Source organism: Sphingomonas sp. HDW15A, from assembly GCF_011301715.1.
In the GTDB taxonomy this organism is placed as follows: Bacteria; Pseudomonadota; Alphaproteobacteria; order Sphingomonadales; family Sphingomonadaceae; genus Sphingomicrobium.
Genome location: NZ_CP049870.1, coordinates 177,372 through 197,843 on the forward strand (window position 1 = coordinate 177,372; position 20,472 = coordinate 197,843).

The 20,472-nt window shown below is 63.3% G+C and carries 24 protein-coding genes, 1 tRNA gene and 4 pseudogenes; 14 read left to right on the forward strand and 15 right to left on the reverse strand.

The genetic code is table 11. From position 1 onward, the window contains the following. The first annotated feature begins 9 nt into the window (after positions 1-9). Positions 10-378: a cupin domain-containing protein gene (locus tag G7076_RS00945; protein WP_166199625.1), complete on the forward strand. Its 369-nt coding sequence runs from the start codon at positions 10-12 to the stop codon at positions 376-378. A 29-nt stretch (positions 379-407) separates the two neighbouring features. Here the strand turns inward: G7076_RS00945 and G7076_RS00950 are convergent. The 8 genes and pseudogenes from G7076_RS00950 to G7076_RS00980 all read right to left on the reverse strand — a co-directional run bounded on the left by G7076_RS00950 (position 408) and on the right by G7076_RS00980 (position 7,601). Further along, a tRNA-Glu gene (locus G7076_RS00950) sits at positions 408-482 on the reverse strand. 43 nt (positions 483-525) lie between these two features. Then, positions 526-2,276, reverse strand: a pseudogene (gene recJ / locus G7076_RS00955) (single-stranded-DNA-specific exonuclease RecJ). Continuing rightward, positions 2,273-3,754: a PH domain-containing protein gene (locus G7076_RS00960; RefSeq protein ID WP_166199627.1), complete on the reverse strand. Its 1,482-nt coding sequence runs from the start codon at positions 3,752-3,754 to the stop codon at positions 2,273-2,275. Before G7076_RS00960 ends, recJ begins: the two are co-directional and overlap by 4 nt. Continuing rightward, entirely contained in the window at positions 3,751-4,236 is a 486-nt protein-coding gene (locus tag G7076_RS00965) for a PH domain-containing protein (RefSeq protein WP_240913822.1), read from the reverse strand. Before G7076_RS00965 ends, G7076_RS00960 begins: the two co-directional genes overlap by 4 nt. Before the next feature lie 38 nt (positions 4,237-4,274). After that, positions 4,275-5,251, reverse strand: a pseudogene (gene glpX, locus G7076_RS00970) (class II fructose-bisphosphatase). A gap of 68 nt (positions 5,252-5,319) precedes the next feature. Further along, positions 5,320-5,808: a DUF2721 domain-containing protein gene (locus tag G7076_RS12275; RefSeq protein ID WP_240913823.1), complete on the reverse strand. Its 489-nt coding sequence runs from the start codon at positions 5,806-5,808 to the stop codon at positions 5,320-5,322. Continuing rightward, complete coding sequence (locus tag G7076_RS12280) at positions 5,805-6,389, reverse strand: hypothetical protein (protein WP_240913824.1); 585 nt, start codon at positions 6,387-6,389, stop codon at positions 5,805-5,807. The genes G7076_RS12275 and G7076_RS12280 overlap by 4 nt, the downstream gene beginning before the upstream one ends. A gap of 33 nt (positions 6,390-6,422) precedes the next feature. Beyond that, a complete protein-coding gene (locus G7076_RS00980) occupies positions 6,423-7,601 on the reverse strand; it encodes an LL-diaminopimelate aminotransferase (RefSeq protein ID WP_166199632.1) in 1,179 nt (392 codons plus the stop codon). Between the two features lie 46 nt (positions 7,602-7,647). Between G7076_RS00980 and G7076_RS00985 the strand changes: the two genes are divergently transcribed. Beyond that, positions 7,648-8,394 (forward strand): hypothetical protein, encoded by a 747-nt coding sequence (locus tag G7076_RS00985; protein ID WP_166199634.1) that lies wholly within the window; start codon positions 7,648-7,650, stop codon positions 8,392-8,394. A 1-nt stretch (position 8,395) separates the two neighbouring features. Here the strand turns inward: G7076_RS00985 and G7076_RS00990 are convergent. Further along, a pseudogene (locus tag G7076_RS00990) lies at positions 8,396-9,015 on the reverse strand (trimeric intracellular cation channel family protein). 65 nt (positions 9,016-9,080) lie between these two features. Here G7076_RS00990 and phaC point away from each other — a divergent pair. Both phaC and G7076_RS01000 read left to right on the forward strand, forming a co-directional pair. Beyond that, on the forward strand, positions 9,081-10,820 hold the full coding sequence (gene phaC, locus G7076_RS00995) for a class I poly(R)-hydroxyalkanoic acid synthase (RefSeq protein ID WP_166199636.1): 1,740 nt from the start codon (positions 9,081-9,083) through the stop codon (positions 10,818-10,820). Beyond that, the gene (locus G7076_RS01000; RefSeq protein WP_166199638.1) at positions 10,817-11,239 is read left to right on the forward strand and encodes a GNAT family N-acetyltransferase; all 423 of its coding nucleotides are present in this window, start codon (positions 10,817-10,819) and stop codon (positions 11,237-11,239) included. Before phaC ends, G7076_RS01000 begins: the two co-directional genes overlap by 4 nt. Here G7076_RS01000 and G7076_RS01005 read toward each other — a convergent pair. The 4 genes from G7076_RS01005 to G7076_RS01015 all read right to left on the reverse strand — a co-directional run bounded on the left by G7076_RS01005 (position 11,223) and on the right by G7076_RS01015 (position 12,776). After that, positions 11,223-11,528 carry a PilZ domain-containing protein gene (locus tag G7076_RS01005; protein WP_166199640.1) on the reverse strand — a complete coding sequence of 102 codons (306 nt, stop codon included), beginning with the start codon at positions 11,526-11,528 and terminating at the stop codon, positions 11,223-11,225. The two genes, G7076_RS01000 and G7076_RS01005, sit on opposite strands and share 17 nt — an antisense overlap. Before the next feature lie 169 nt (positions 11,529-11,697). Further along, positions 11,698-11,919 (reverse strand): hypothetical protein, encoded by a 222-nt coding sequence (locus G7076_RS01010; RefSeq protein ID WP_166199642.1) that lies wholly within the window; start codon positions 11,917-11,919, stop codon positions 11,698-11,700. 21 nt (positions 11,920-11,940) lie between these two features. Next, positions 11,941-12,261, reverse strand: coding sequence for a hypothetical protein (locus G7076_RS12190; RefSeq protein ID WP_206367551.1), 321 nt, complete (start codon positions 12,259-12,261; stop codon positions 11,941-11,943). Next, positions 12,261-12,776 (reverse strand): hypothetical protein, encoded by a 516-nt coding sequence (locus G7076_RS01015; protein WP_166203235.1) that lies wholly within the window; start codon positions 12,774-12,776, stop codon positions 12,261-12,263. The genes G7076_RS12190 and G7076_RS01015 overlap by 1 nt, the downstream gene beginning before the upstream one ends. A 221-nt stretch (positions 12,777-12,997) precedes the next feature. Between G7076_RS01015 and G7076_RS12625 the strand changes: the two genes are divergently transcribed. The 7 genes and pseudogenes from G7076_RS12625 (at position 12,998) to G7076_RS01050 (ending at position 16,740) form a co-directional block, all read left to right on the forward strand. Continuing rightward, on the forward strand, positions 12,998-13,396 hold the full coding sequence (locus G7076_RS12625; protein ID WP_166199644.1) for a DUF4893 domain-containing protein: 399 nt from the start codon (positions 12,998-13,000) through the stop codon (positions 13,394-13,396). Continuing rightward, a complete protein-coding gene (locus tag G7076_RS12630; RefSeq protein ID WP_166203237.1) occupies positions 13,297-13,659 on the forward strand; it encodes a DUF4893 domain-containing protein in 363 nt (120 codons plus the stop codon). The genes G7076_RS12625 and G7076_RS12630 overlap by 100 nt, the downstream gene beginning before the upstream one ends. Before the next feature lie 13 nt (positions 13,660-13,672). After that, positions 13,673-14,023: a ribose-phosphate pyrophosphokinase gene (locus tag G7076_RS01030; RefSeq protein WP_240913825.1), complete on the forward strand. Its 351-nt coding sequence runs from the start codon at positions 13,673-13,675 to the stop codon at positions 14,021-14,023. 21 nt (positions 14,024-14,044) lie between these two features. Beyond that, positions 14,045-15,177: pseudogene (locus G7076_RS01035) on the forward strand (RluA family pseudouridine synthase). Then, on the forward strand, positions 15,174-15,836 hold the full coding sequence (locus G7076_RS01040; RefSeq protein ID WP_166199646.1) for an HAD-IA family hydrolase: 663 nt from the start codon (positions 15,174-15,176) through the stop codon (positions 15,834-15,836). Before G7076_RS01035 ends, G7076_RS01040 begins: the two are co-directional and overlap by 4 nt. Further along, a complete protein-coding gene (locus G7076_RS01045; RefSeq protein WP_166199648.1) occupies positions 15,833-16,051 on the forward strand; it encodes a hypothetical protein in 219 nt (72 codons plus the stop codon). Before G7076_RS01040 ends, G7076_RS01045 begins: the two co-directional genes overlap by 4 nt. Continuing rightward, a complete protein-coding gene (locus G7076_RS01050; RefSeq protein WP_166199650.1) occupies positions 16,048-16,740 on the forward strand; it encodes an ATP12 family protein in 693 nt (230 codons plus the stop codon). The genes G7076_RS01045 and G7076_RS01050 overlap by 4 nt, the downstream gene beginning before the upstream one ends. Here G7076_RS01050 and gmk read toward each other — a convergent pair. Further along, on the reverse strand, positions 16,737-17,396 hold the full coding sequence (gene gmk / locus G7076_RS01055; RefSeq protein ID WP_166203241.1) for a guanylate kinase: 660 nt from the start codon (positions 17,394-17,396) through the stop codon (positions 16,737-16,739). The genes G7076_RS01050 and gmk overlap by 4 nt on opposite strands. A gap of 120 nt (positions 17,397-17,516) precedes the next feature. On the opposite strand from gmk, the gene G7076_RS01060 reads away from it, so the two are divergent. The 3 genes from G7076_RS01060 to murA all read left to right on the forward strand — a co-directional run bounded on the left by G7076_RS01060 (position 17,517) and on the right by murA (position 20,055). Further along, positions 17,517-18,242: a phasin family protein gene (locus G7076_RS01060; protein ID WP_166199652.1), complete on the forward strand. Its 726-nt coding sequence runs from the start codon at positions 17,517-17,519 to the stop codon at positions 18,240-18,242. 126 nt (positions 18,243-18,368) lie between these two features. Next, positions 18,369-18,722 (forward strand): ATP-dependent Clp protease adapter ClpS, encoded by a 354-nt coding sequence (gene clpS / locus G7076_RS01065; protein ID WP_166199654.1) that lies wholly within the window; start codon positions 18,369-18,371, stop codon positions 18,720-18,722. Positions 18,723-18,768: 46 nt separating this feature from the next. Beyond that, entirely contained in the window at positions 18,769-20,055 is a 1,287-nt protein-coding gene (murA, locus tag G7076_RS01070; protein WP_166199656.1) for a UDP-N-acetylglucosamine 1-carboxyvinyltransferase, read from the forward strand. Here the strand turns inward: murA and G7076_RS01075 are convergent. Then, the gene (locus tag G7076_RS01075) at positions 20,052-20,471 is read right to left on the reverse strand and encodes a GNAT family N-acetyltransferase (RefSeq protein ID WP_166199658.1); all 420 of its coding nucleotides are present in this window, start codon (positions 20,469-20,471) and stop codon (positions 20,052-20,054) included. The genes murA and G7076_RS01075 overlap by 4 nt on opposite strands. Position 20,472: the final 1 nt, after the last annotated feature.

A 20,472-nucleotide genomic window follows, 5' to 3' on the forward strand; every position in this document is an offset into this window, starting at 1 on the left:
GAAAAGACTGTGTTGATACTTTTTGCGCTCGCTGCGGCCGCTTCGTCCGGCTCAGCGATCCTTACCGATCCGCTTGCCGCCGGCTGGCGTGGTCGCACAGTCTGCGAACGGCTCCATGAGGATGAACAGCAGCGCATTCTTCGATGCACCTTTCCGCCCGGTGTCGGACACGAGCGGCACTTCCATGTTAAGCACTTCGGCTACGCACTGTCTGGCGGCACAATGCGGATCACCGATCCAAGCGGAACCCGGGAGGTGCGGATCGAACCGGGCAGCCATTTCAGCAGCGGCGGAACGGCATGGCACGAGGTGCTCAACATCGGCGAAACGACAGTCGCCTATCTTATCGTCGAACCGAAAGTGCCGAGGAAGGAATAGCCGCGCAATCGGGCTTCTCGGCAATGCGATGGTGACCCCTACGGGAATCGAACCCGTGTTTCAGCCGTGAAAGGGCCGCGTCCTAACCGCTAGACGAAGGGGCCATGCCTGATGGTGCGGCGCGGTTAGGGTATCGACCCGCTAGGGTCAAGCCGGTGCAGCATCCTCGACGTGCATTTCCGCCGCATTTCCGCCCTGCCACTCGTCGCGGCGGATCGCGCCGGCCAGCCACCACCTGCGGTCGTTGGCGGCTGAGAGCAATGTCTGGCCAAGCGGTGTTTCGGCGGAACGGAAGGCGATCCATCGGAAGCTGCGGCCATCGTCACCGGCAGCGATCCCCGAACGTGGCCGTTGCCGACGATGCCCACCTTGAGCAATCGGGCCGGGCCGGCGGCCACCTTCGGGCTTGGCCAGCCCGCGCCATAAGGGCCAGCGCAATCGAGCTCGTCGCACAATGCGCCGGTTACCCCGCCGGGAGCAAGCGATGCGTCGAGCGTCAGGGCCTTGCCGCCTCGCGCTGTCTCGACATCTTTTGCCAGCCGCTCGTTCAAGAAGGCTCGCAGGGCCTCGACGCCGCCCGGTGCAACGGTCAGCCCCGCTGCCATCGCATGACCACCACCAGCTACAAGCAGACCGCTACCCTTGGCGGCGAGCACCGCCGCGCCTAGATCGACACCGCTGATCGAACGGCCCGAACCCTTGCCGATCCCGTCTTCATCCTCACCGATGACGATCGCCGGGCGCCCAAACCGCTCCTTGAGGCGGCTTGCGACAATTCCGACTACACCTGTGTGCCAGCCGGGGGCGGATACCAGTACGAGCGGTGCGTCACCTGCCGCTTCGGCCTGCTCCAGCGCGGCGTCGGTCACGGCTTGTTCGATAGTCCGGCGTTCCTCGTTCAGCCGGTCGAGCTCGGCCGCGATGGCCCGGGCTTCTTCTGGGTCGGATGCCGTCAGCAGTCTCACGCCAAGGTCGGACTTGCCGACGCGCCCGCCGGCATTGATTCGCGGGCCAAGGGCAAAACCAAGGTCACGGCAGGTGGGCGGCTTGGTTAGCCGCGCAGCGTCGGCGAGTGCGGCAAGGCCGATGTTCCCGCGCGAAGCCATGACCTTCAGCCCCTGGATTACGAAGGCGCGGTTTAGCGAGCGCAGCCGGGCAACGTCCGCGACCGTCCCAAGCGCGACGATGTCGAGCAGGTCGATGATTGAGGGCTCAGGACTGCCATTGACGAAGCAACCGCGCCGCCGCAGCTCGCGCAGCAGGGCGACGCCCAGAAGGAAGGCCATCCCGACTGCGGCGACATGGCCATGGGCTGCGCCGGTTTCGCTCTCGTCGAGCCGATTGGGATTGATAAAGGCCGCTGCGACCGGGTGCGCCGCGGAACATTGATGATGATCGCAGACAATGACGTCGAGACCTGCATCGTCGGCCGCCTTGAGCGCGTCAAATGCCTGGGCGCCGCAGTCCACCGTTACGGCGAGCGTGGCTCCACGCTCGCGAAGGGCGACGAGCGCCGGGCCTGACGGGCCGTAGCCCTCCATGAGCCGGTCGGGAATATAGATCAGCGGCTCTACCCCGAGCCGTCTCAGCAAGAGCGTAAGCAGCGCCGCCGAGGTCGCGCCATCGACGTCATAGTCGCCGAAGATGGCGATGATCTCGCCGGACTGGACGGCATCCGCCAGGCGGCTAGCGGCCTTGTCCATGTCGGCGAACTCGGAGGGGTCGGGCAGGAAATCGCGAATTCTCGGGTCGCGATGGCGGGCAAGATCTTCCTCCACTACGCCGCGTGCGAGCAAGAGCTGGTCGGTCAGTGAACGGCCGAGTTCGTCGCCGCCCTGGCGACGCCACCGCCACGGCTGCCCAAGGACCGAGCATTCGACCTGGCACGCCCCGGTCATTGCGCGATCAACCGAGCGCGCAACGACTCGGCCTCATTGCGCCCGATGCCGTCGATCGCGAAGGCGGAAAGCATGGTGCCGCCGGCTACCCCGAATTGCATGCGCACAAAGCCGAACGCACGCGTCCAGAAATTCTCGGTGAGGTCGATGCTCTGGATGCGCCGGAGCGGAACGATCGCGCGCCGCTGGCGCCACCATCCCCGCTCAAGGAAAAGATGATCTGAGTCGAGCGCGTATCGGCTGCGCCGCCATTCGAGCCAGTTGACGAGCGTGGCGAGGCCAAGTCCGGCGGCAGCGACCAGCGCCAGCGGGGAAAGGAGGGCGGCAGCCAAGGCAACGACGCCAGCGCTCACAGTGATCGCCGCACTGCTTAGGAAATGCTCAAAAGGAAGCGAACGCCAGCTACCGTCCGCTGGTGCGATCGGTCGCGACAAGGAGTGCTGAACCTCGGCAGATTCGAGTTCTGTGGCGAGCGGAGCGACGACGTGGCTTCCCTGCTTTCCGTCGGTCGCCAAGCTCTGCAGCTTGAGCGTGAACCAGCCGAAGGCGCGCTTGATCGGTCCCGTCGCCATGATCGTGGCCTGGACGCGGCGGTCCGGGATCGTGACGTCTGTCAGAGTCAGCAGGCCCCGGCGCCGGCGAAAGCCGGTCGGGGTGCGGTCGAGCCGGAACCCGTGCTCGCGAAGGACGGTCCGCACAAGGCCAGTGCCGACCCCGATGATGAGGAGTAGAATTGTACCGCCGAGCGCCGCCACGAACTGATGCGCCAGCACATAGTCGCGAAGCGGGCCGGTGCTTGCGAATATTTCAAGCCAGAAGCTGCGGGAGAAGGGATCAAAACCAATCACATCCCCCAAGGTCTGGCTTGCGCCGAACAGCGCGGCGATGACAGCGAGCGAGAAGTTGAAGAAGCCGGCAATGATCACGCGGCGACGATCCATGGCATAGAGCGGTCGGGCCGTATCTCCAACGTCATGAGCGATTTCGGTCGAAGTCACGGAAGGGTGACCGCGACGGGCGCGGACAATTTCGCGAATAGCCTGTGCCCGCTCGAGCGTGATCGTATCGAGTTGTCCTTCCGCATCCTTTGCCGCGGCTGAAGCGCCGGTCTCCATCCTCACCCGGGCAAGGCCGAAGACGCGATGGATCGGGCCCTGCTCGATATCGACGTCGGTCACTCGGTCGAACGGGATGGTCCGGCTGCTTCGGTTGAGGAGTCCCTGCTCGATCCTGAGCTGATCGTCTTCAACCCGGAATTCGAATGTGAGCCAGCGAATGAACAAAGACGCGGTCGACAGCAGCACGAAGCCACCGAACAGGATCAGCGCCAGCCCAAGCTTGTCCTGAACGGCGAGATAGGCCCCTCCGGCAAGAACACCCCATGCACCCCTCACGACCTTTCCGAGGCCGGTTAGGAGATAGAGCGGATGAAGCCGCTCTCCACGTACGGGAGCGGTAGCCAGTGCGGCGTCGGTCATTCGGAATCGGCGCGGATTTCCGCGCGGATCGAATCGCGGATTTCGGTCGCGCGATCGGGTGCAAGGCCGGGAAGCGTCACCACGCTATTATGCGTTCCGGCGGTATGAACGACCAGGGTCGCAGTCCCGAACAACTTGTCGAATGGCCCGCGCGTCACGTCGATATGTTGAACCCGTACGAAAGGAACGACCGTGTCGACGTGGAAAAGCCAGCCACGCACGACCCGGAGCAGGCGGCCATCCAGCGCATAGCCGAGCCGCCGATAAATCCGCCCCGGACCGACGACCACAGCTCCGAACGCGAAGAAAGCGACAATTAGCGGAACGAGGCCGGCGGCCCAAGTCTCAGACAGCACAAGCCGGTCGAGGACAAGAGCGCCGATCAATGGGATCAGCCAGAAGATCGCCGACCGAAGCATCAGCGAATGGCGATAGCCCGGCTCTACGGGCTGCAGGTCGACTGGAACAACGGCAGGCGTCATAGCTGGATAATACGCTTGAACCGCCGCTCTTCAAGGGTTCAGGCGAAGCCCTTGCGATGCTCGGTGAAGACACGGCGGACCGTGCCGCTGCTGGCGCGCATGACGATGCTCTCGGTTTCCACGCAGCCGCCCTTGCGACGCTTCACGCCTTTCAGAAGCGAGCCGTCCGTAACGCCGGTCGCAGCGAAGATGCAGTCGCCCTTGGCCATTTCGTCGATCGAATAGATCCGGTCGAGGTCCTTGATACCCCAGCGATGGGCGCGTGCGCGCTCGTCATCGTTTCGGAACAGCAGCCGCCCCTGGATCTGTCCCCGACACAGCGCAGCGCCGCTGCGGCAAGCACGCCTTCCGGCGCTCCGCCTGTGCCGATATAGATGTCGATGCCGGTGTCGACATCGGTCGTCGAAATCACCCCTGCGACGTCGCCGTCGGGGATGAGCTGGATGCCGCAGCCAAGCGCGCGAAGTTCGCTGATGATGCCCGCATGACGCTCGCGGTCGAGCACGCAAGCGACGATCTCGCTCGGCTCGACCCCCTTGGCCGCTGCGATCGATCGGATGTTCTCCGTGACGCTCCTGTTGAGATCGATGGTGCCTTCCGGATACCCTGGGCCGATCGCCATTTTCTCCATGTAGACATCGGGCGCATTGAGCAGGCCGCCGGCCTCGGAAATGGCCAGGACCGCAAGAGCGTTGGGACCGGCTTTTGCGGTGATCGTCGTTCCTTCAAGCGGATCGAGTGCGATATCGATCTTCGGCCCGCTGTCTTGGGCGCTACCGACCTTTTCACCGATGTAGAGCATTGGCGCTTCGTCTCGCTCACCTTCGCCAATGACGACGGTGCCGTCCATCGGCAGCTCGTTTAACGCCTGACGCATCGCTTCGACCGCCGCTGCGTCCGCCGCGTCATTGTCACCGCGTCCCGCGAGCCTCGAGGCGGCAATGGCCGCTGCTTCGGTCACGCGGACCATCTCGAGCACAAGGACTCGGTCGAGAATCGATGAGGCGGTGACCATGAATGCTCCGGCAATTGAATGATGCGCAGCCGATAGGGCGGGGTGGCGCGCTTGTCGAGAATGCCGCCCTAGTCTTCGGCCTGGTGTTCAAGAATCGCGTTGCGAATGCGGACGGATCGGCTGGCGATCCGCGTCTCGTGGAGAAAAATCGCGAAGCCGGTGCCGGTCGCGAACATTGCCGCGATGAAAAGGATGGCGATGGGGATCCCAAGCGGGACCGAGGTCAGGAAAGCTGCGAACATCAATATGACTACGGCCGAGATAAGGAGAGCTGCGAGGACCGTAGAAAAGATAGCGGCATTCACGGTGCGTATCCGCCAGTCGAGCAAACGTACCTCGTCAACAAGTCGATCATGTTCGCTCCCGCGGGTAGAAAGAATTCGCTCCTCCACTCGGCGCGCCCTGTCGACAATCCGCGCAAGGCGTCCTGCGCAAACGTTGAGAAAAGCCCCCAGACCGGCGAGAAGGAAAACCGGCGCGATGGCAAGCTGGATATATTCGGCGAGATGGGGGAGATCCTTCGCGGGGAGGATCAGACCCTCGGTAAGTCCGCTCACACGTCCTCCGACGCTCGAGCGCAGCTCGCAACTTCCAGCAGCATAAGGCCAGTCGCCAGGAAGCTTAGCGCAAGCACCCAGGCGAAACTGGCGACCAATGGCGCGGTTACTCCGATAAGCGCGACGACCAGCGATGCGATTTGAAGTCCGACCAGAAGAACCAGCGCGAGCAGGAAATCGGTTGCTGCAGAGATAAGTGTCCAGCGACGGACTCCGCCGCTGGTAACCCTGCTCGTCAGCGCGAGTAGCGCGGCGCGAATGAACAGCCATCCCATGACGATCGTGACGGCCGGAAGGAAGAAGCGCGTTGCAGCCTCAGTGGCGAAGAGCGTCCCTGCAATGATGGTGAGCGCGCCGGTGAGCATGGCCAGCGGCCGCGCTTCGTGTCGGAGCGACCCCGCCAGAACCTCGATCACGCCCGTCACCAGCAGAAGGGAGCCAACGACGACGGCTCCGCCGCGGCGATCGAGCAAGGGAAGAAGAGCCGACCCGGCACTGACAAGCAGGACCAGCCAGCCGGCGGCGGCGATCCACTTTCCACGCGAGACCAAGTCGGAACGGCTGCTCGGAATATTGTTCATTTGTCTGGCCTTAGCAGAACCGCGGAGTGAAGGTCACGCCTTGGCCAGCATCGCCTTAACCCCGCGTGCCGCCTGACGGAGCCGTTGTTCGTTTTCGACGAGTGCCAGGCGGACAAAACCTTCGCCCTCTTCGCCGAAACCGACGCCTGGAGCCACCGCGACATGGGCCTCAGTCAAGAGCCGTTTGGAAAATTCCATGCTTCCGAGGTGCCGGAATGTTTCCGGGATCGGTGCCCAGGCGAACATCGACGCTTCGGGAATTGGAATTTGCCAGCCGGCACGTCCAAAGCTCTCGACCATCACGTCGCGGCGCTTCTTATATAGCTGCCGATTGGCCTCGACGCAGTCTTGCGGTCCGTTGAGCGCCGCGCAGGCCGCAGCTTGGATTGGAGTGAACGCCCCATAGTCGAGGTAGGACTTCACTCGCGTCAGGGCGCCGATCAGACTGGCGTTGCCGACCGCGAAACCGATTCGCCAACCGGCCATCGAATAAGTCTTGGACATGGAAGTGAATTCGACCGCGATGTCCTTGGCGCCCTCGACTTGGAGGATCGACGGGGTGGGCGCGTCACCGAAGTAGATTTCGGCATAAGCGAGATCGGAGATGATCGTCAGCCCGGCCTCGCGCGCGAAAGTGACGAGCTTCTCATAAAAAGCGAGGTCGACGACCTGCGCGGTGGGGTTGGACGGATAGCCGATCACCAGCACCTTGGGACGCGGCACCGTATACCGCATCGCTTTTTCGAGCCGATCGAAGAAGTCCGGGCCAGGTACCGCTGGAATCGAACGTATGGCCGCTCCCGCAATGATGAAGCCGAAGTGGTGGATCGGATAGCTGGGGTTTGGGGTCAGCACGACGTCGCCGGGCGCCGTGATCGCCTGGGCAAGGTTGGCCAGGCCTTCCTTGGATCCAAGGGTGACGATGACTTCGCTGTCAGGATCGAGATCGACCCCGAAGCGGCGCTGGTAGTAAGCGGACTGCGCCTTGCGAAGGCCGGGGATGCCTTTTGAAGCGGAGTAACGATGGGCGGTTGGCTTCGCCGCAACTTCGGCCAGCTTGGCGATAACGTGCGCTGGCGGCATCCCGTCAGGATTGCCCATGCCGAGATCGACGATGTCCTCGCCGCGCGCCCGGGCCGCGGCCTTCATCGCGTTGACCTCGGCGAAGACGTAGGGCGGCAGGCGCTGGATGCGGTAAAATTCCTCGGTCATCGGCGACTCATGGCGTATCACTTCACACTTCGGAAGGGGGCTGCCGATGATCCTCATGCGAATGACGATGAGCCTGAAGCGCCAGGACTGGACGATGGTGTTCATTGAGTTCGTGCTAGTGGTGGTTGGCGTACTGCTCGGTTTCCAGATCAACGAGTGGGCCAATCGCCAGGCCGATGAGCAGGCTAGCCGCGAGGCCATGGAGCGGTTGCTCGACGAGGCCGAGCGGGATGTCGCCTACATGAAGCTCGCGGTTGGCAATGCGGAGGAAATCGTCGGCGACCTCCACTTCACCATCGACCGGCTGGCGGAGGACGCCTGGACCGTCGACGACAAGGCGCGAATGGAGCGCGGACTGGCCAAGGGGCGCTACATGGTGTCGCTGGCGCCGCCTGTTAGCGTATACGACGACGTCGTCGCCTCCGGCGCGCTTAACAGATTCGATGATCCCGTGGTGCGCCAGAAGATCAGCGAATTCCAGTCAACGCTGACGTTCGAGGAGCGGGCGCGGTTTCGGTTTGAGCAATGGGTCGGGCAATATGAGCGCAACGCAGCCATCGCCTACCGGTCCGATCCTGCCGGCAGGGAAGCGGCCAAGATCGTAGTCGATTTTCCAGCGCTCGCAGGGGACCCGGACGGGCGGAAGGCGGTTTCTCTGGTCGCGGAAAATCATCGCATCCTTCTGATGCTTCGACGGCGCGCCCTCAAGGACAGCGAGGAGATGTGCGTCGCCCTTGGAGCGGCACTCGGGCGCCGCTGCAACCTCGATCGGGTCGCGCCGACTTTCGACTAGGTCAGCGGCCGTACTGCGGCAACGACAAGCCCCGGGCGATCGCCGCGCCGCGAAGCGCGAAGCCGAACAGCCCGCCGACCAATGCCGCCAATGCCGGAGGTGCGCCGAACATTGCGAGCATCACGTAAAGTCCGGAAGAAAGCGCCGCGGCCGTGACATAGAGTTCGGGTCGCATGAGGATCGATGGCTCGCCTGCCAGCACGTCGCGAATAATTCCCCCGTGCACGCGGTAATAACGCCCATCGCGAAGGCGGGAATCGGTGCGACACCGAAACCGAGCGCCTTGGACGCGCCGTAGGTGGCGTAAGCCGCAAGCCCGACAGCGTCGAACCAGAGCAACGCTTTTTCGAGGATCATCCGGCGGCTCAAATACCATACGGCGAGCGCGGCCCCGATGCAGATGGCGAGCGTGGCGTTGGTGCCAACCCAGAACACCGGTGCGCCGATCAACAGGTCGCGGATCGTACCCCCGCCGACGCCCGTGACCACTGCGAAGAAGATGAAGGTGACCAGCGTCTGGCGCTTCTCGGCCGCGAGCAATGCTCCCGAGACGGCGAAGACGAAAATGCCGATGTAGTCGAGCCAGAAGAGCGCGTCGGGCAGAATGGGCGATGGCGGCATCCGCGCTCACTAGCGCGAAATGCGCTGCTTCGACAGGCCGGGCGCTATTGGCTATTAGGCGGTGTATGACCGACGACAGCACGACGGCGAATCCGCCGGGGTTCGAGGACTGGCAGCACTGGGCGCTGGTGATGGCGAAAGCCAACCAGATGATCCTGGAGGCCTGGGCCGACAGCCTGGCCAAGGGCTCGGCGATGCCGGGATTTGGCTTCGGCCCCGCTGCGGCTCCACAGGCGACGGACCCAATGCAATGGATGAGCGCGGGAGCCGAAATGTGGTCGAGAGGCCTGGAGGCCTGGGGCAAGATGCTGGGGCAGGCGAGCGAGGCCGGCGAGAGGCGGGATCGGCGCTTCGGCAGTGAAGAATGGAACGATCCGATCTTCAGCACGGTCAAGCAAAGCTATCTCGCGATCTCGGACCGGCTGCTGGGCACTGTCGATGAGATCGAGGGACTGGACGAGGAGGCGCGCAACCGCCTGCGCTTCGCGACCCAGAATTTCGTCGACGCGATGAGCCCGGCCAATTTTGTCGCGACCAACCCGGAGGTGATGAAGCAGACGATCGAGACCAAAGGCGAGAACCTGCTTTCTGGCCTCAAGAATATGATCGGTGATATTCAGCGTGGGCAGGTGACTCAAAGCCCTGAGGGCGCCTTCGAACTCGGCCGGAACCTCGCCACGACACCGGGCAAGGTGATCTTCGAAACACCCCTATTCCAACTCATCCAATATGGACCGGTTACGGAGAAGGTGCTGGAGACCCCGCTGGTGATCTTCCCACCGTGGATCAACCGCTTTTACATTCTCGACCTCACGCCGGAAAAGAGCTTCGTCAAATGGACTGTCGAGCAGGGCGTAAGCCTGTTCATGGTCAGCTGGAAAAGCGCGGACGAGAGCATCCGCGACGTGACGATGGACGATTACGTATCGGCTCAGGAGCAGGCGATCGACGTCATTCGCGACCTGCTGGGCGTTAAGGCGGTACACGCCATCGGCTATTGCGTGGCTGGCACGACACTGGCCGCGACGCTGGCCTATCTCGCCGCCAAGCGCGAGGCAGAGAAAGTGGCCAGCACGACCTTCTTCACCGCCCAGGTGGATTTCGACGATGCCGGCGACATCAAACTGTTCCTCGGCGATGAGACAATGCAGACATTGAAGCAGTTGACTGCCGAAACCGGGGTTCTCGACGGCCGGGTGATGGCGGCGACCTTCAACCTGCTTCGCGGCCGCGACCTCATCTGGAACTACGTCGTCAACAATTACCTTCTCGGCAAGGATCCGCCGCCTTTCGACCTGCTCCACTGGAACGGCGATGTCACCAATCTGCCGGGCGAATGGCACCGCGACTACCTGCAGCGGCTGTATCGCGAGAATTTGCTGGTGAAGCCCGGGGCCATCAGCATCAAGAGCGTTCCGCTCGACCTCACTAGGATCGAGACGCCCGCCTATATCCAGGCAGGGCGCGAGGACCATATCGCGCCGGCGACCAGCGTGTGGAAGCTGACCCGCATTCTGGCGGGGCCGAAGCGTTTCGTGCTCGCCGGTTCGGGACATATCGCCGGAGTCGTCAACCCGCCCTCTGCGAACAAATATCAATATTGGACCAACGAGAAGCCGGCCGCGTCGCTCGACGAATTCGTTGCCGGCGCCACTGAGCACAAGGGCAGCTGGTGGCCGGACTGGATCGATTGGCTGAAAAAGCAGGACCCCAGGACCGTCATAGCGGACGGTGCCCGGGTTCCGGGCGAAGGCAAATTGAAAGCCATCGAGGATGCGCCCGGCAGGTACGTCAAGACGCGATGATCATCCGAGCTGCGAAAAAGGAGGAACATGAAGCGCTTGAGGAAATCCAGCGCCGCGCCTCGCTCGCGCTTGAAGACTATCGGACCGACCTTGAAGCTAACCCGGATGCCATCGCCATTCCTGAGGCCCAAATAGAGCGCGGCGACGTGATTGTCGCGGAGCTTGACGGCCGCCTCGCCGGCTTCGCCGCGCTGGATGGCAGCGAGCTGGACGGTTTATTCGTCAATCCTGAGCATTGGCGTCGGGGAATTGGCGCCGCCCTTGTCGACGCGGCGATCCATGAAGCGCGCCGTCGCGGCCTGAGTCTGGTCACGGTCGTCGCCAATCCGACCGCGAGGAGCTTCTACGAGAAGTGCGGGTTTCGCATGGAAGGGCAAGCGCAGACACGCTTCGGGCCTGCGATCAAGATGTCCCGCTAGGTCCCTCAAGCCGCCGGACGACGAGGTTGAACACGGCCTCGTGGAAGGGGTGATCGAACTCGACACCCGCTTTCCAATCCCGAACCCACGCGATCCGCCCATGGATCGCCGCCATGTCGGGGATGCGCAGGCTGATCGACTCCCCTTCCTCGACCCGGACTGGCGGTGACAGACAGCAGCCTTGCGGCGAAAAATCCAGCAAGTCGACGCGGTAGCGCGCGTCGCCATGACGCTTGAATTCAACCTCGCAATTGAGAGGTATTCGTTCGCTCTTGCGCGTATCTGTCATCCGCAGCCGTTCTCCCTGGCCGGTCGATGACAGTCCGAACGGTTGGCCAGAGCCCCCACGCGCGCCGTCCGGTTGCTGCATGCTTATCCCATAGTGGGGTGAGCGCTCAATCCGCCAATGGCATTGCGTCCGTTATGACCGATTACTCAGTAGGGGCGGCTGATGCGGCTCAGATGATGCCGCCGCCGAGCGACAAGCGCACCACGCCGATGATGATCACGAAGATGTTCAGCGCAGTTCCGCTCTTGCTCTTGCCGATTAGTCCGATGCCTGCGCCGATGACCGCAAGCGGGATGATCAGCCAGTTAAGCGCGCCAAGCAGGGGAATGAAGGCGACGACGGCGCAAAGTAGCGCGACGATACCGATGATCAGGGAAAGAATGTTGGCCATTGGCCGTGCTTAGCAGGCCGATCAGCCTTCGCACAATTCCGGACCCGGCTTCCTCCGCCGCTTAAGGATCGACGAGGAGTAAAGGATCAGCGCGAACCAGATGGCGCCGAATGCAACCATGTGCGCCGTCGTCAGAGCCTCCCCGTAGATCGTCACAGCGACCAGAAACTGTAGCGTCGGAGCCAGAAACTGTAGCATTCCTACGGTTGAATAAGGCAGCCGCCGGGCGGCGGCGGTGAAACAGAGCAGGGGGACGGTCGAGACCAGCCCGGCGGCGATCAGCAGCCAGCTAACCGATTCGGAATAGTCGGCCATCATCTTGCCTTCGGCGCCGCCCATCATCAGCCAGGTGAGGGCGATGGGTGCAAGAATGGTTGTTTCGATGCTGAGACCGGCAAGGGAATCGACCGTGGCCATCTTTCGAAGCAGGCCGTAGGTCGCGAAGCTGAAGCAAAGCAGCAGGCTAATCCACAAAGTGTCGAGCGCCCCGGTCGCAAGAACGGCCACCCCGGCGGCGGCGATTCCGACAGCCCACCATTGCCGCCTCGACAATCGCTCCCCAGGATGAAGCGGCCGAGGAGGATATTGGCCAGCGGATTGAGATAGTAGCCAAGGCTGCCCGCGAGGATGTGGCCGGTATTGATGGCATAGACGTAGAACATCCAGTTCACGCCGATCAGCAGGGAGGTAACTGCAAGCAGCGCCATCGTCCGCTTTTGCGTTACGGCAGCACGCACTTCGTTCCAGGAGCGCGACAGGCTTAGCAGGATGGCCAGGACGATCAGCGACCAGAGAATACGGTGGGCGACGATGTCGATCGCGGGAACCGCAGCAATCTGCTTGAAGTAGACCGGCATTACGCCCCACAGCGCGTAAGCGGCTACGCCATAAGCGAGGCCCCGCGGCTCAAGGAATGACTATGCGCTTGCTCTGTGGTCCTGTTCATCGGGCGGTGGCCTAGTGGTGGATAGGGCCAAGTCAACGCCTATGGTTGAAGCCACGCTAGTTGAGTTTGCGCCTGCCGCCTGCCACTCTGCATGGATTGAGCGACTCAATGCGAAGGCAGGATAACCGAGGCATGATGTCGGTCCGTATCACATCGATTTTTGCGATTGCCGCCCTAGCCGCTGGCTGCGCGGACCTGAACAAACAGGTCGTGCCGCCAGTGCCGATCGTCGCTCCGCCGACCAAGGCAGAGGTGTGGCAAGGAATCGCCAGCCAGGCCGACCGGGACCGGCTGGCCAACGTTTCTGGCGCCTGGGCCGCAGGGCTTGCTGCAGCCAGGAAGAGTTTCGCCACCGCGATCCGTGAGGAAGGCGCTTTGCTCCGTCAGGATGCAGCGCAGGTTCGCCCCGCGCCGACGCCTGGAAGCTACAGCTGCCGGCTCGTTATCCTCGGGGAACTGGCAAGGGCAAACCCGCGCTCGAGCGGTTCAAGCCTTTCTTCTGCTACGTCCAGACCGAGGGCGAGGTTCTGACCATCGTCAAGCAGACCGGAAGTCAAAGGCCGGCCGGCCGGTTGTGGGACGACGACAACAGTCGCCGGATGATCTTTCTTGGCAGCTTGGCGCTGGGCAGCGAGGACGAGGTTCGGGCTTATGGCGACGACCCGCAACGCGACATGGCGGGCGTTTTCGAGCGTATTGCTCCGTTCGTTTGGCGTCTGGTGATTCCATGGCCGCGTGACGGATCGAAGCTGCAGGTGTTCGAACTGACGCCGGTCGCCGAACAGCCGAAGTGAGGCGTCTCGAAAAGTGAGTTTGGCCGACCCGGCGGAGGTCCGCGCTCATCTGATCGCCTCGGCTCGTGCCCGCCAATCGATTACCTATTCCGAGCTGCTCGCCCATCTTGGCTATGCGTTTTCCAGGCCGAAGATGCGGGCATTGTGCAAGGTTCTTGAAGCCGTCGACGCCGAGACGGAGGGGCGTGGAGAGCCGGAACTTGCCGTTCTGGTCGTGCGCCAGTCAGACGGGCTTCCCGGCCAAGGCTGGTGGATCGGAAGCGCGCTTAGCCATGGCTACAAGGGTGACTGGGACGGGCCGGACGCCAGGCGGCTGATCCGACGGCTTCATGCCCAAGCTTTCGACTATTGGTCAGAGCGCTGATTAAACGCTAGAGGCGCGGCGATGGCCGCCCCTTCCGATCACCGAAGCTTCACCGTCGCAGAAGATGACGACCAGATCCGGCTGGACCGCTGGTTCAAGCGGCACTTGCCGGACATCAGCTTCAACCAGGTGTCGCGCTGGGCGCGAACCGGGCAGCTGCGGCTGGACGGAAAGAGGGCAACGCCCGGGGACCGGATCGCCTCCGGTCAGATCATCCGACTGCCGCCGGCGGAAGCCGCGCCGGTCAAGACCGCACGTCCTTCGCGGCCGCCGCCCAACCCCTGACGGAGGATGAAACGGAGTTCGTCAGATCGCTGGTCGTTGCGACAGGGCAGGACTGGATCGTCCTGAACAAGCCGCCGGGCCTGGCCACGCAGGGCGGAACCAAGACCAGGAATCATCTCGACCGGCTGCTTTCGGGCCTAGCCGACGACAAGGGCAACAGGCCCAAGCTTGTCCATCGCCTCGACAAGGACACTAGCGGCGTGCTGCTGGTGGCGCGCAACGCACGCGCCGCAGCCCACTTTGCGAAGGCCTTCGCCGGGCGCGGCGCAACGAAAATCTACTGGGCACTGGTGACGGGCGTGCCGTCGATCGAGGACGGGCTCGTCGACCTGCCGCTTGCCAAGCAGCCGGGGACGGGCGGCGAGAAGATGCATGTCGACCAGGAAAGCGGGCAGGCGGCCAAAAGCCGCTACAAGCTCATCGACCGGGCCGGCAATCGTGCGGCGTGGCTTGAGTTGAGGCCGCTGACCGGGCGGACTCATCAGCTTCGCGCGCATATGGCGGCGATCGGCCACCCGATCGTCGGCGATGCCAAATATGGCGGCCCCGAGGCTTTCCTGACCGGCGGGATTAGCCGCAAGATGCATCTTCACGCGCGGCGGCTTAAGATCGATGCGCCGGGCGGCAAGACGATCGATGTGACCGTCGACCCGCCCGCGCATTTTGCGGAAAGCCTCGCCGCACTGGGGTTCGACTTTGCGGCGGGCGCGGCCATGCCTCTGCACACGCCCGACCCGGCCCGATCGCCTGAAGTCCGGGCCAAGAAGGCTGCGGCCCATGCCAAGTCCGCGCGGAAGGCGCGCAAGGGCGAGCGGCGCTCTCGCGGCTCCGGTGGGACGGCGCCGAGCCGGAAACCGAAACGGCGATGAACCGGCTGGCGATCTTCGATTGCGACGGGACCTTGGTCGACAGCGGCGGCACGATCCACCGTGCGCTCGACGCGACCTTCCGGGCGCATGATCTCGTCTGTCCGCCCCGACATGAGGCTCAGAAGGTCATCGGGCTCAGCCTGCAGGAGGCAATGATCGCGCTCGCGCCAGAGGCCAATGCAGCGGCGCTGTCGGCGACCTACAAGGAGCACTTCATTGCTATGCGCGGGGCAGGCGAGGTCGACGAACCCTTGTTCGACGGGATCCTCGATTTGCTCGACGCTCTCGAGGAATGCGGCTGGCTGCTCGGTGTTGCGACTGGGAAAAGCTTTCGTGGTCTCAACCATTGCTTGACGAGTCACGGGCTCTCCGGGCGCTTTGTGACGCTTCAGACTGCCGACAGCAATCCTTCCAAGCCGCACCCGGGAATGGCGCATTCCGCGATGGCCGAGGCGGGCGCGGCGCCGGAGACGACCCTCTTCGTCGGCGACACGGCCTGGGACATGGGATGCGCCAGGGCGGCTGGTTGTTTCGCCATTGGGGCGGCCTGGGGCTACCACACGGTGGAGGAATTGCTGGCGGAGGGAGCGCACCAGGTCGCCGTCCATCCGTCCGAAATCGAAGTTATCGCGCGCAATCACATGGAACTGGTGCGGTGAACGACGACGAAGTCTGGCGAAAGCGCTTCCGGCTGTTCGCTGTCGTGCGGCTGCTCGGCGTGGCGACGTTCCTGCTTGGGGTCGCGATCGCCTACAGCGACCTCGTTCGCCCGGGTGGCTGGCCGCTCGTCGGTGGGATCCTCGCCATTTGTGGCGTCATCGATGCGGTGCTCGCGCCCAAGCTTCTCAAACGCATGTGGGAGCGCCAGGGTTGAAGCGCTTCTGGAACGACGTTGCGGTGCGTGAAGCCGAGACCGGGTTCGGCATCGAACTTGATGGCCGTCCCGTGAGGACCCCGGCGGGAAATGCACTCGTCGTTCCAACCCGGGCGCTGGCCGAAGCGATTGCGACCGAATGGGGCGACTGCGGCGACGAGTTGAACCCGCGGGCGATGCCGCTCACTGGACTGACCAACGCCGCTATCGACAGGATCGCACCCGATCCGGTCAGCTTCGCCTCGGGTCTCGCAAAATATGGCGAGGCCGACCTGACCTGTTACCGCGCAGAAGGGCCGGACGCGCTGGTGCGGCGTCAAGCGGAGAGCTGGGACATCCTGCTTGATTGGGCACGGCGGCGCTACGACGTCGATTTCGCCTGCTCAAGCGGAATCGTACATGTTGCCCAGCCTGCCGACACGGTCGCCAAGCTGGCGCATTCGGTGGCAATCCTCGACCCATTTCGGCTCGCCGCCCTAGCCCCGATTGTGACGATTGGCGGATCCCTCGTCGCAGGCCTGGCGGTGCTCGAAGAAGCGCTTCCGGCGGACTCCGCGTGGGAAGCAGTCAGTCTCGACGAACGCTGGCAGGCGGAGCAATGGGGGGAAGATGAAGAGGCGACAGCGGCGCTCGATGCACGGCGGGCGGACTTCCTCTCAGCGGCCTGTTTCCTGTCGCTGCTTGGCTAGTTGGGACGCTCCACCAATTCGCGGACGAAGTTGAGCAGGTACGGCTGGCGCTCGCGGCGCTGACGTTCGGCGATCACGATCGCTCGAACCGCCTCGGTGCACTTCTCGACGTCGTCGTTGATCAGCACATAATCATATTCCGCCCAGTGGCCGATCTCGGCCGCGGCCCGGCGCATGCGGAAATCGATCACGTCCTGCGTGTCCGTTCCGCGCTCTTCCAGGCGGCGCTTCAATTCCTCCATAGACGGCGGGAGGATGAAGATTCGGACAAGGTCGGTGCGGAAAGCATATTCGAGTTGCTGAGTGCCCTGCCAGTCGATGTCGAACAGGGTGTCGCGGCCGTCCTTCAGCGCCTCCTTGATCGGCTCCTTCGGGCTTCCGTAGCGGTGTTCGAACACATAGGCCCATTCGGCGAATTCGTCGGCATCGACGAGATTCTGGAACTGCTGATCGTCAACGAAGTGATAATCGACGTCGGCCACTTCACCGGGGCGCATCGGCCGCGTCGTCGCGCTGATCGACATGGTAATCGTCGGATCTTCCTCCATCAACTTGCGGCTGATCGTCGATTTCCCTGCCCCGGAGGGAGAGGAGAGGACGATAAGGAGGCCGCGGCGGCGGCGGCTTGGCTGGCTTGGGCTTTCCGTCAGGTCCATGAGCGCCCTTGCCTTGGGCCCAAGCGTGCCGTCAAGTGCCGCCTCTGCTGCACTGCACAAAAAGCTATTGAAACCCATGCTGCATTGCATTATATTGCACTGCAACAAAGGAGCAATGCCGTGGCTGACGAAACGACCATCGCGAAGATCGAAACCAAGGCCGTCGAGGCCGCCGAAGCCGTAAAGGCGCCGGTTCAAGCCGTTGCCGAGAAGGCGAAGGAAGTTGCCGCCAAGCCGGTCCGCAAGGCCAAGGCCGCCGTGGCCAAGCGCCGCGCCGCCAAGTCGGCGACGAAGACCGTCAAGGCCGTGCGCAATTTGAACAAGAAGGCGACCAAGACCGCGACTGCGGCCATCGCCACCCCATTCGAGAGGATCGAAACCATGACCTACGATTTCAACAAGCTTTTCGCCGGCTTCGAGCTGCCGGGCGCCGACCGTTTCCAGGCTCTGTTCGCCGATGCCGGCGCGCGTGGCCAGGAGATCGTCGCCAAGTCGCAGAAGACCGCCGAGGAACTCGCCGAGCTGGCCAAGGCCAATGTCGAGGCGCTGACCGAGTCGGGCAGAATCGCGGCTTCCGGCGCCAGGACGCTTGGCCAGGAATTGCTCGCCAGCGGCCGTGACGGCTTCGAGCAGGCCTCGGGCGCGATGAAGACCCTCGCCGACGCCAAGTCGCCGACCGAATTCATCCAGATCCAGAGCGAGCTGGCTCGCACCAACTTCGACCGCGTCGTGGCCGAAAGTTCCAAGTTCGCGGAAGCGTTCGTGAAGCTGGCCGGCGAAGCCATCCAGCCGATCTCGAACCGCGCGACCCTGAACGCCGAGCGCATCGGCGAACTCGCTGCCTAACATACCCTCCTCCCGTTAAGGCAGCACGGCGGCCGTCCCTCTATGGGTCGGCCGCCTTTTTTACGGCACAATGGGGAGCGAGGAGCCTTGCAGCGCGTTCCCAGCTTGCCATATTTGAGGCGCCCTATGAGCGACCGATTCTGGATTACCGGCCACGTGCCGGGCCGCGAGGACGGCGATGACGGCTTCGAGACCGGTGTCGTCACGCGCACTCGACCCAAGACCAAAAAACCGAGCAATTACAAAGTGCTCATGCTTAACGACGACTACACTCCGATGGAGTTTGTCGTTCTCGTCCTGCAGCGCTATTTTTCGATGGATATCGAGGATGCGACCCGTGTCATGCTCCAGGTCCACCAGCAGGGCGTCGCGGTTTGCGGCGTGTTCACCTACGAGGTCGCAGAGACCAAGGTCGCGCAGGTGATCGACTTCGCGCGAGAGAACCAGCATCCGCTGCAATGCACGTTGGAGAAGGCTTAGCCTTCACTGACCTTGTCCTAGTCACCGCAACCGCTAAAGCGCGGCGATGGACTCCATTCGCATCACCGGCGGCAAGCGCCTAGACGGCAAGATCCCGATTTCGGGTGCCAAGAACAGTGCTCTCACGCTGCTTCCGTGCGCGCTGCTGACAGACGAAAAGCTGACCTTGGGCAATCTGCCGCGGCTCGCCGACGTCGACAGCTTCGGTCACCTTCTTAACGAGCTTGGCGTCTCGACCAAGGTCTCCGGGGCCAAGAAGGGTGACGGCGCCAAGCGGCGAATGACCCTGCAGGCGAGCGATATCGCTGCCACTGTCGCGCCCTACGACATGGTTCGCAAGATGCGCGCCTCGATCCTGGTGCTTGGCCCGATGCTGGCGCGGACCGGCGAATCCACCGTGTCCTTGCCGGGCGGTTGCGCCATCGGCGATCGGCCAATCGATCTTCACTTGAAAGCGCTTGAAGCGATCGGTGCCGAAATTGAGCTGGCAGCCGGCTACGTCAAGGCGAGCGCGCCGAAGGGTCGGCTGACGGGTGGAGACTATAGCTTCCCGGTCGTCTCGGTTGGCGCGACCGAGAACGCCGTCATGGCCTCCGTTCTAGCAAACGGGCGGTCGCAACTGTTCAACGCCGCGCGCGAGCCCGAAATCGTCGACCTGTGCAATCTTTTGGCGGCGATGGGCGCCAAGATCGAAGGCATTGGCAGCTCTCATCTCATCATTGACGGCGTCGAAGGCCTCAATGGGTGCGATTATGACGTTATGCCCGACCGCATCGAGGCGGGAAGCTATGCCTGCGCGGCAGGTATTACGGGAGGCTCGATCGAGCTGGTCGGAGCGAGGCCGGAAGACATGCTCGCGATCACCAACGCGCTGGCGGCGGCCGGGCTGGTTATCGAGATGACCAACGACGGGATGCGAGTAACGGCGGACCGGCCATTGAAGCCTCTTGCCATCTCGACCGCGCCTTACCCTGGCTTTCCGACGGACATGCAGGCACAGTTCATGGCCATGCTGTGCGTCGCCGACGGCCAGAGCTTCCTGGAAGAGACGATCTTCGAAAACCGCTACATGCACGTTCCCGAACTGCGCCGCATGGGCGCCGACATCGAGGTCCATGGGCGGTCGGCAATCGTCAAGGGCCCGGCAAAATTGACTGGCGCGCAGGTCATGGCGACCGACCTTCGCGCATCGATGAGTCTGATCCTGGCCGGACTCGCAGCGGAGGGTGAGACGGAAGTGATGCGAGTCTATCACCTGGACCGCGGCTACGAGCGGCTGGAAGAGAAATTGAGCGCGGTCGGAGCCACCATCGAGCGGGTGAGCGGGGGCTAAAGCTCTTTCGCGAAGCGGTAACTACTGCGCTCCAAGCCATAGCGCTCGTAAAAGGAATGAGCGCGATCGAGCCTGAGGTTGCTCGTGACCTCCATCTTCTCGCAGCCTCGTGCGCGCATGCGCCCTTCTGCCTCGCGTACGAGAGCGGTGCCGATGCCGATTCCACGTGATGTTTCGCCGACAACCAAGGCGACGATCCTTCCGACCGGCCGCGGACGATGGATGGTTGGCATGACATGCCAGTCAAGCATTCCGACCAGCCTGCCTTGATCTTCGGCGACGATCACGGGTTCGCCATTGGCTGCGAGGACGCGCAAACGCTCCGCTACGCCCGATTCATCGACCTTGAATCCAAGCTCGGCAATCAACTCGACAAGCCGGTCGGCGTCGCCCGGCCGGGCATCGCGAACCTCCACC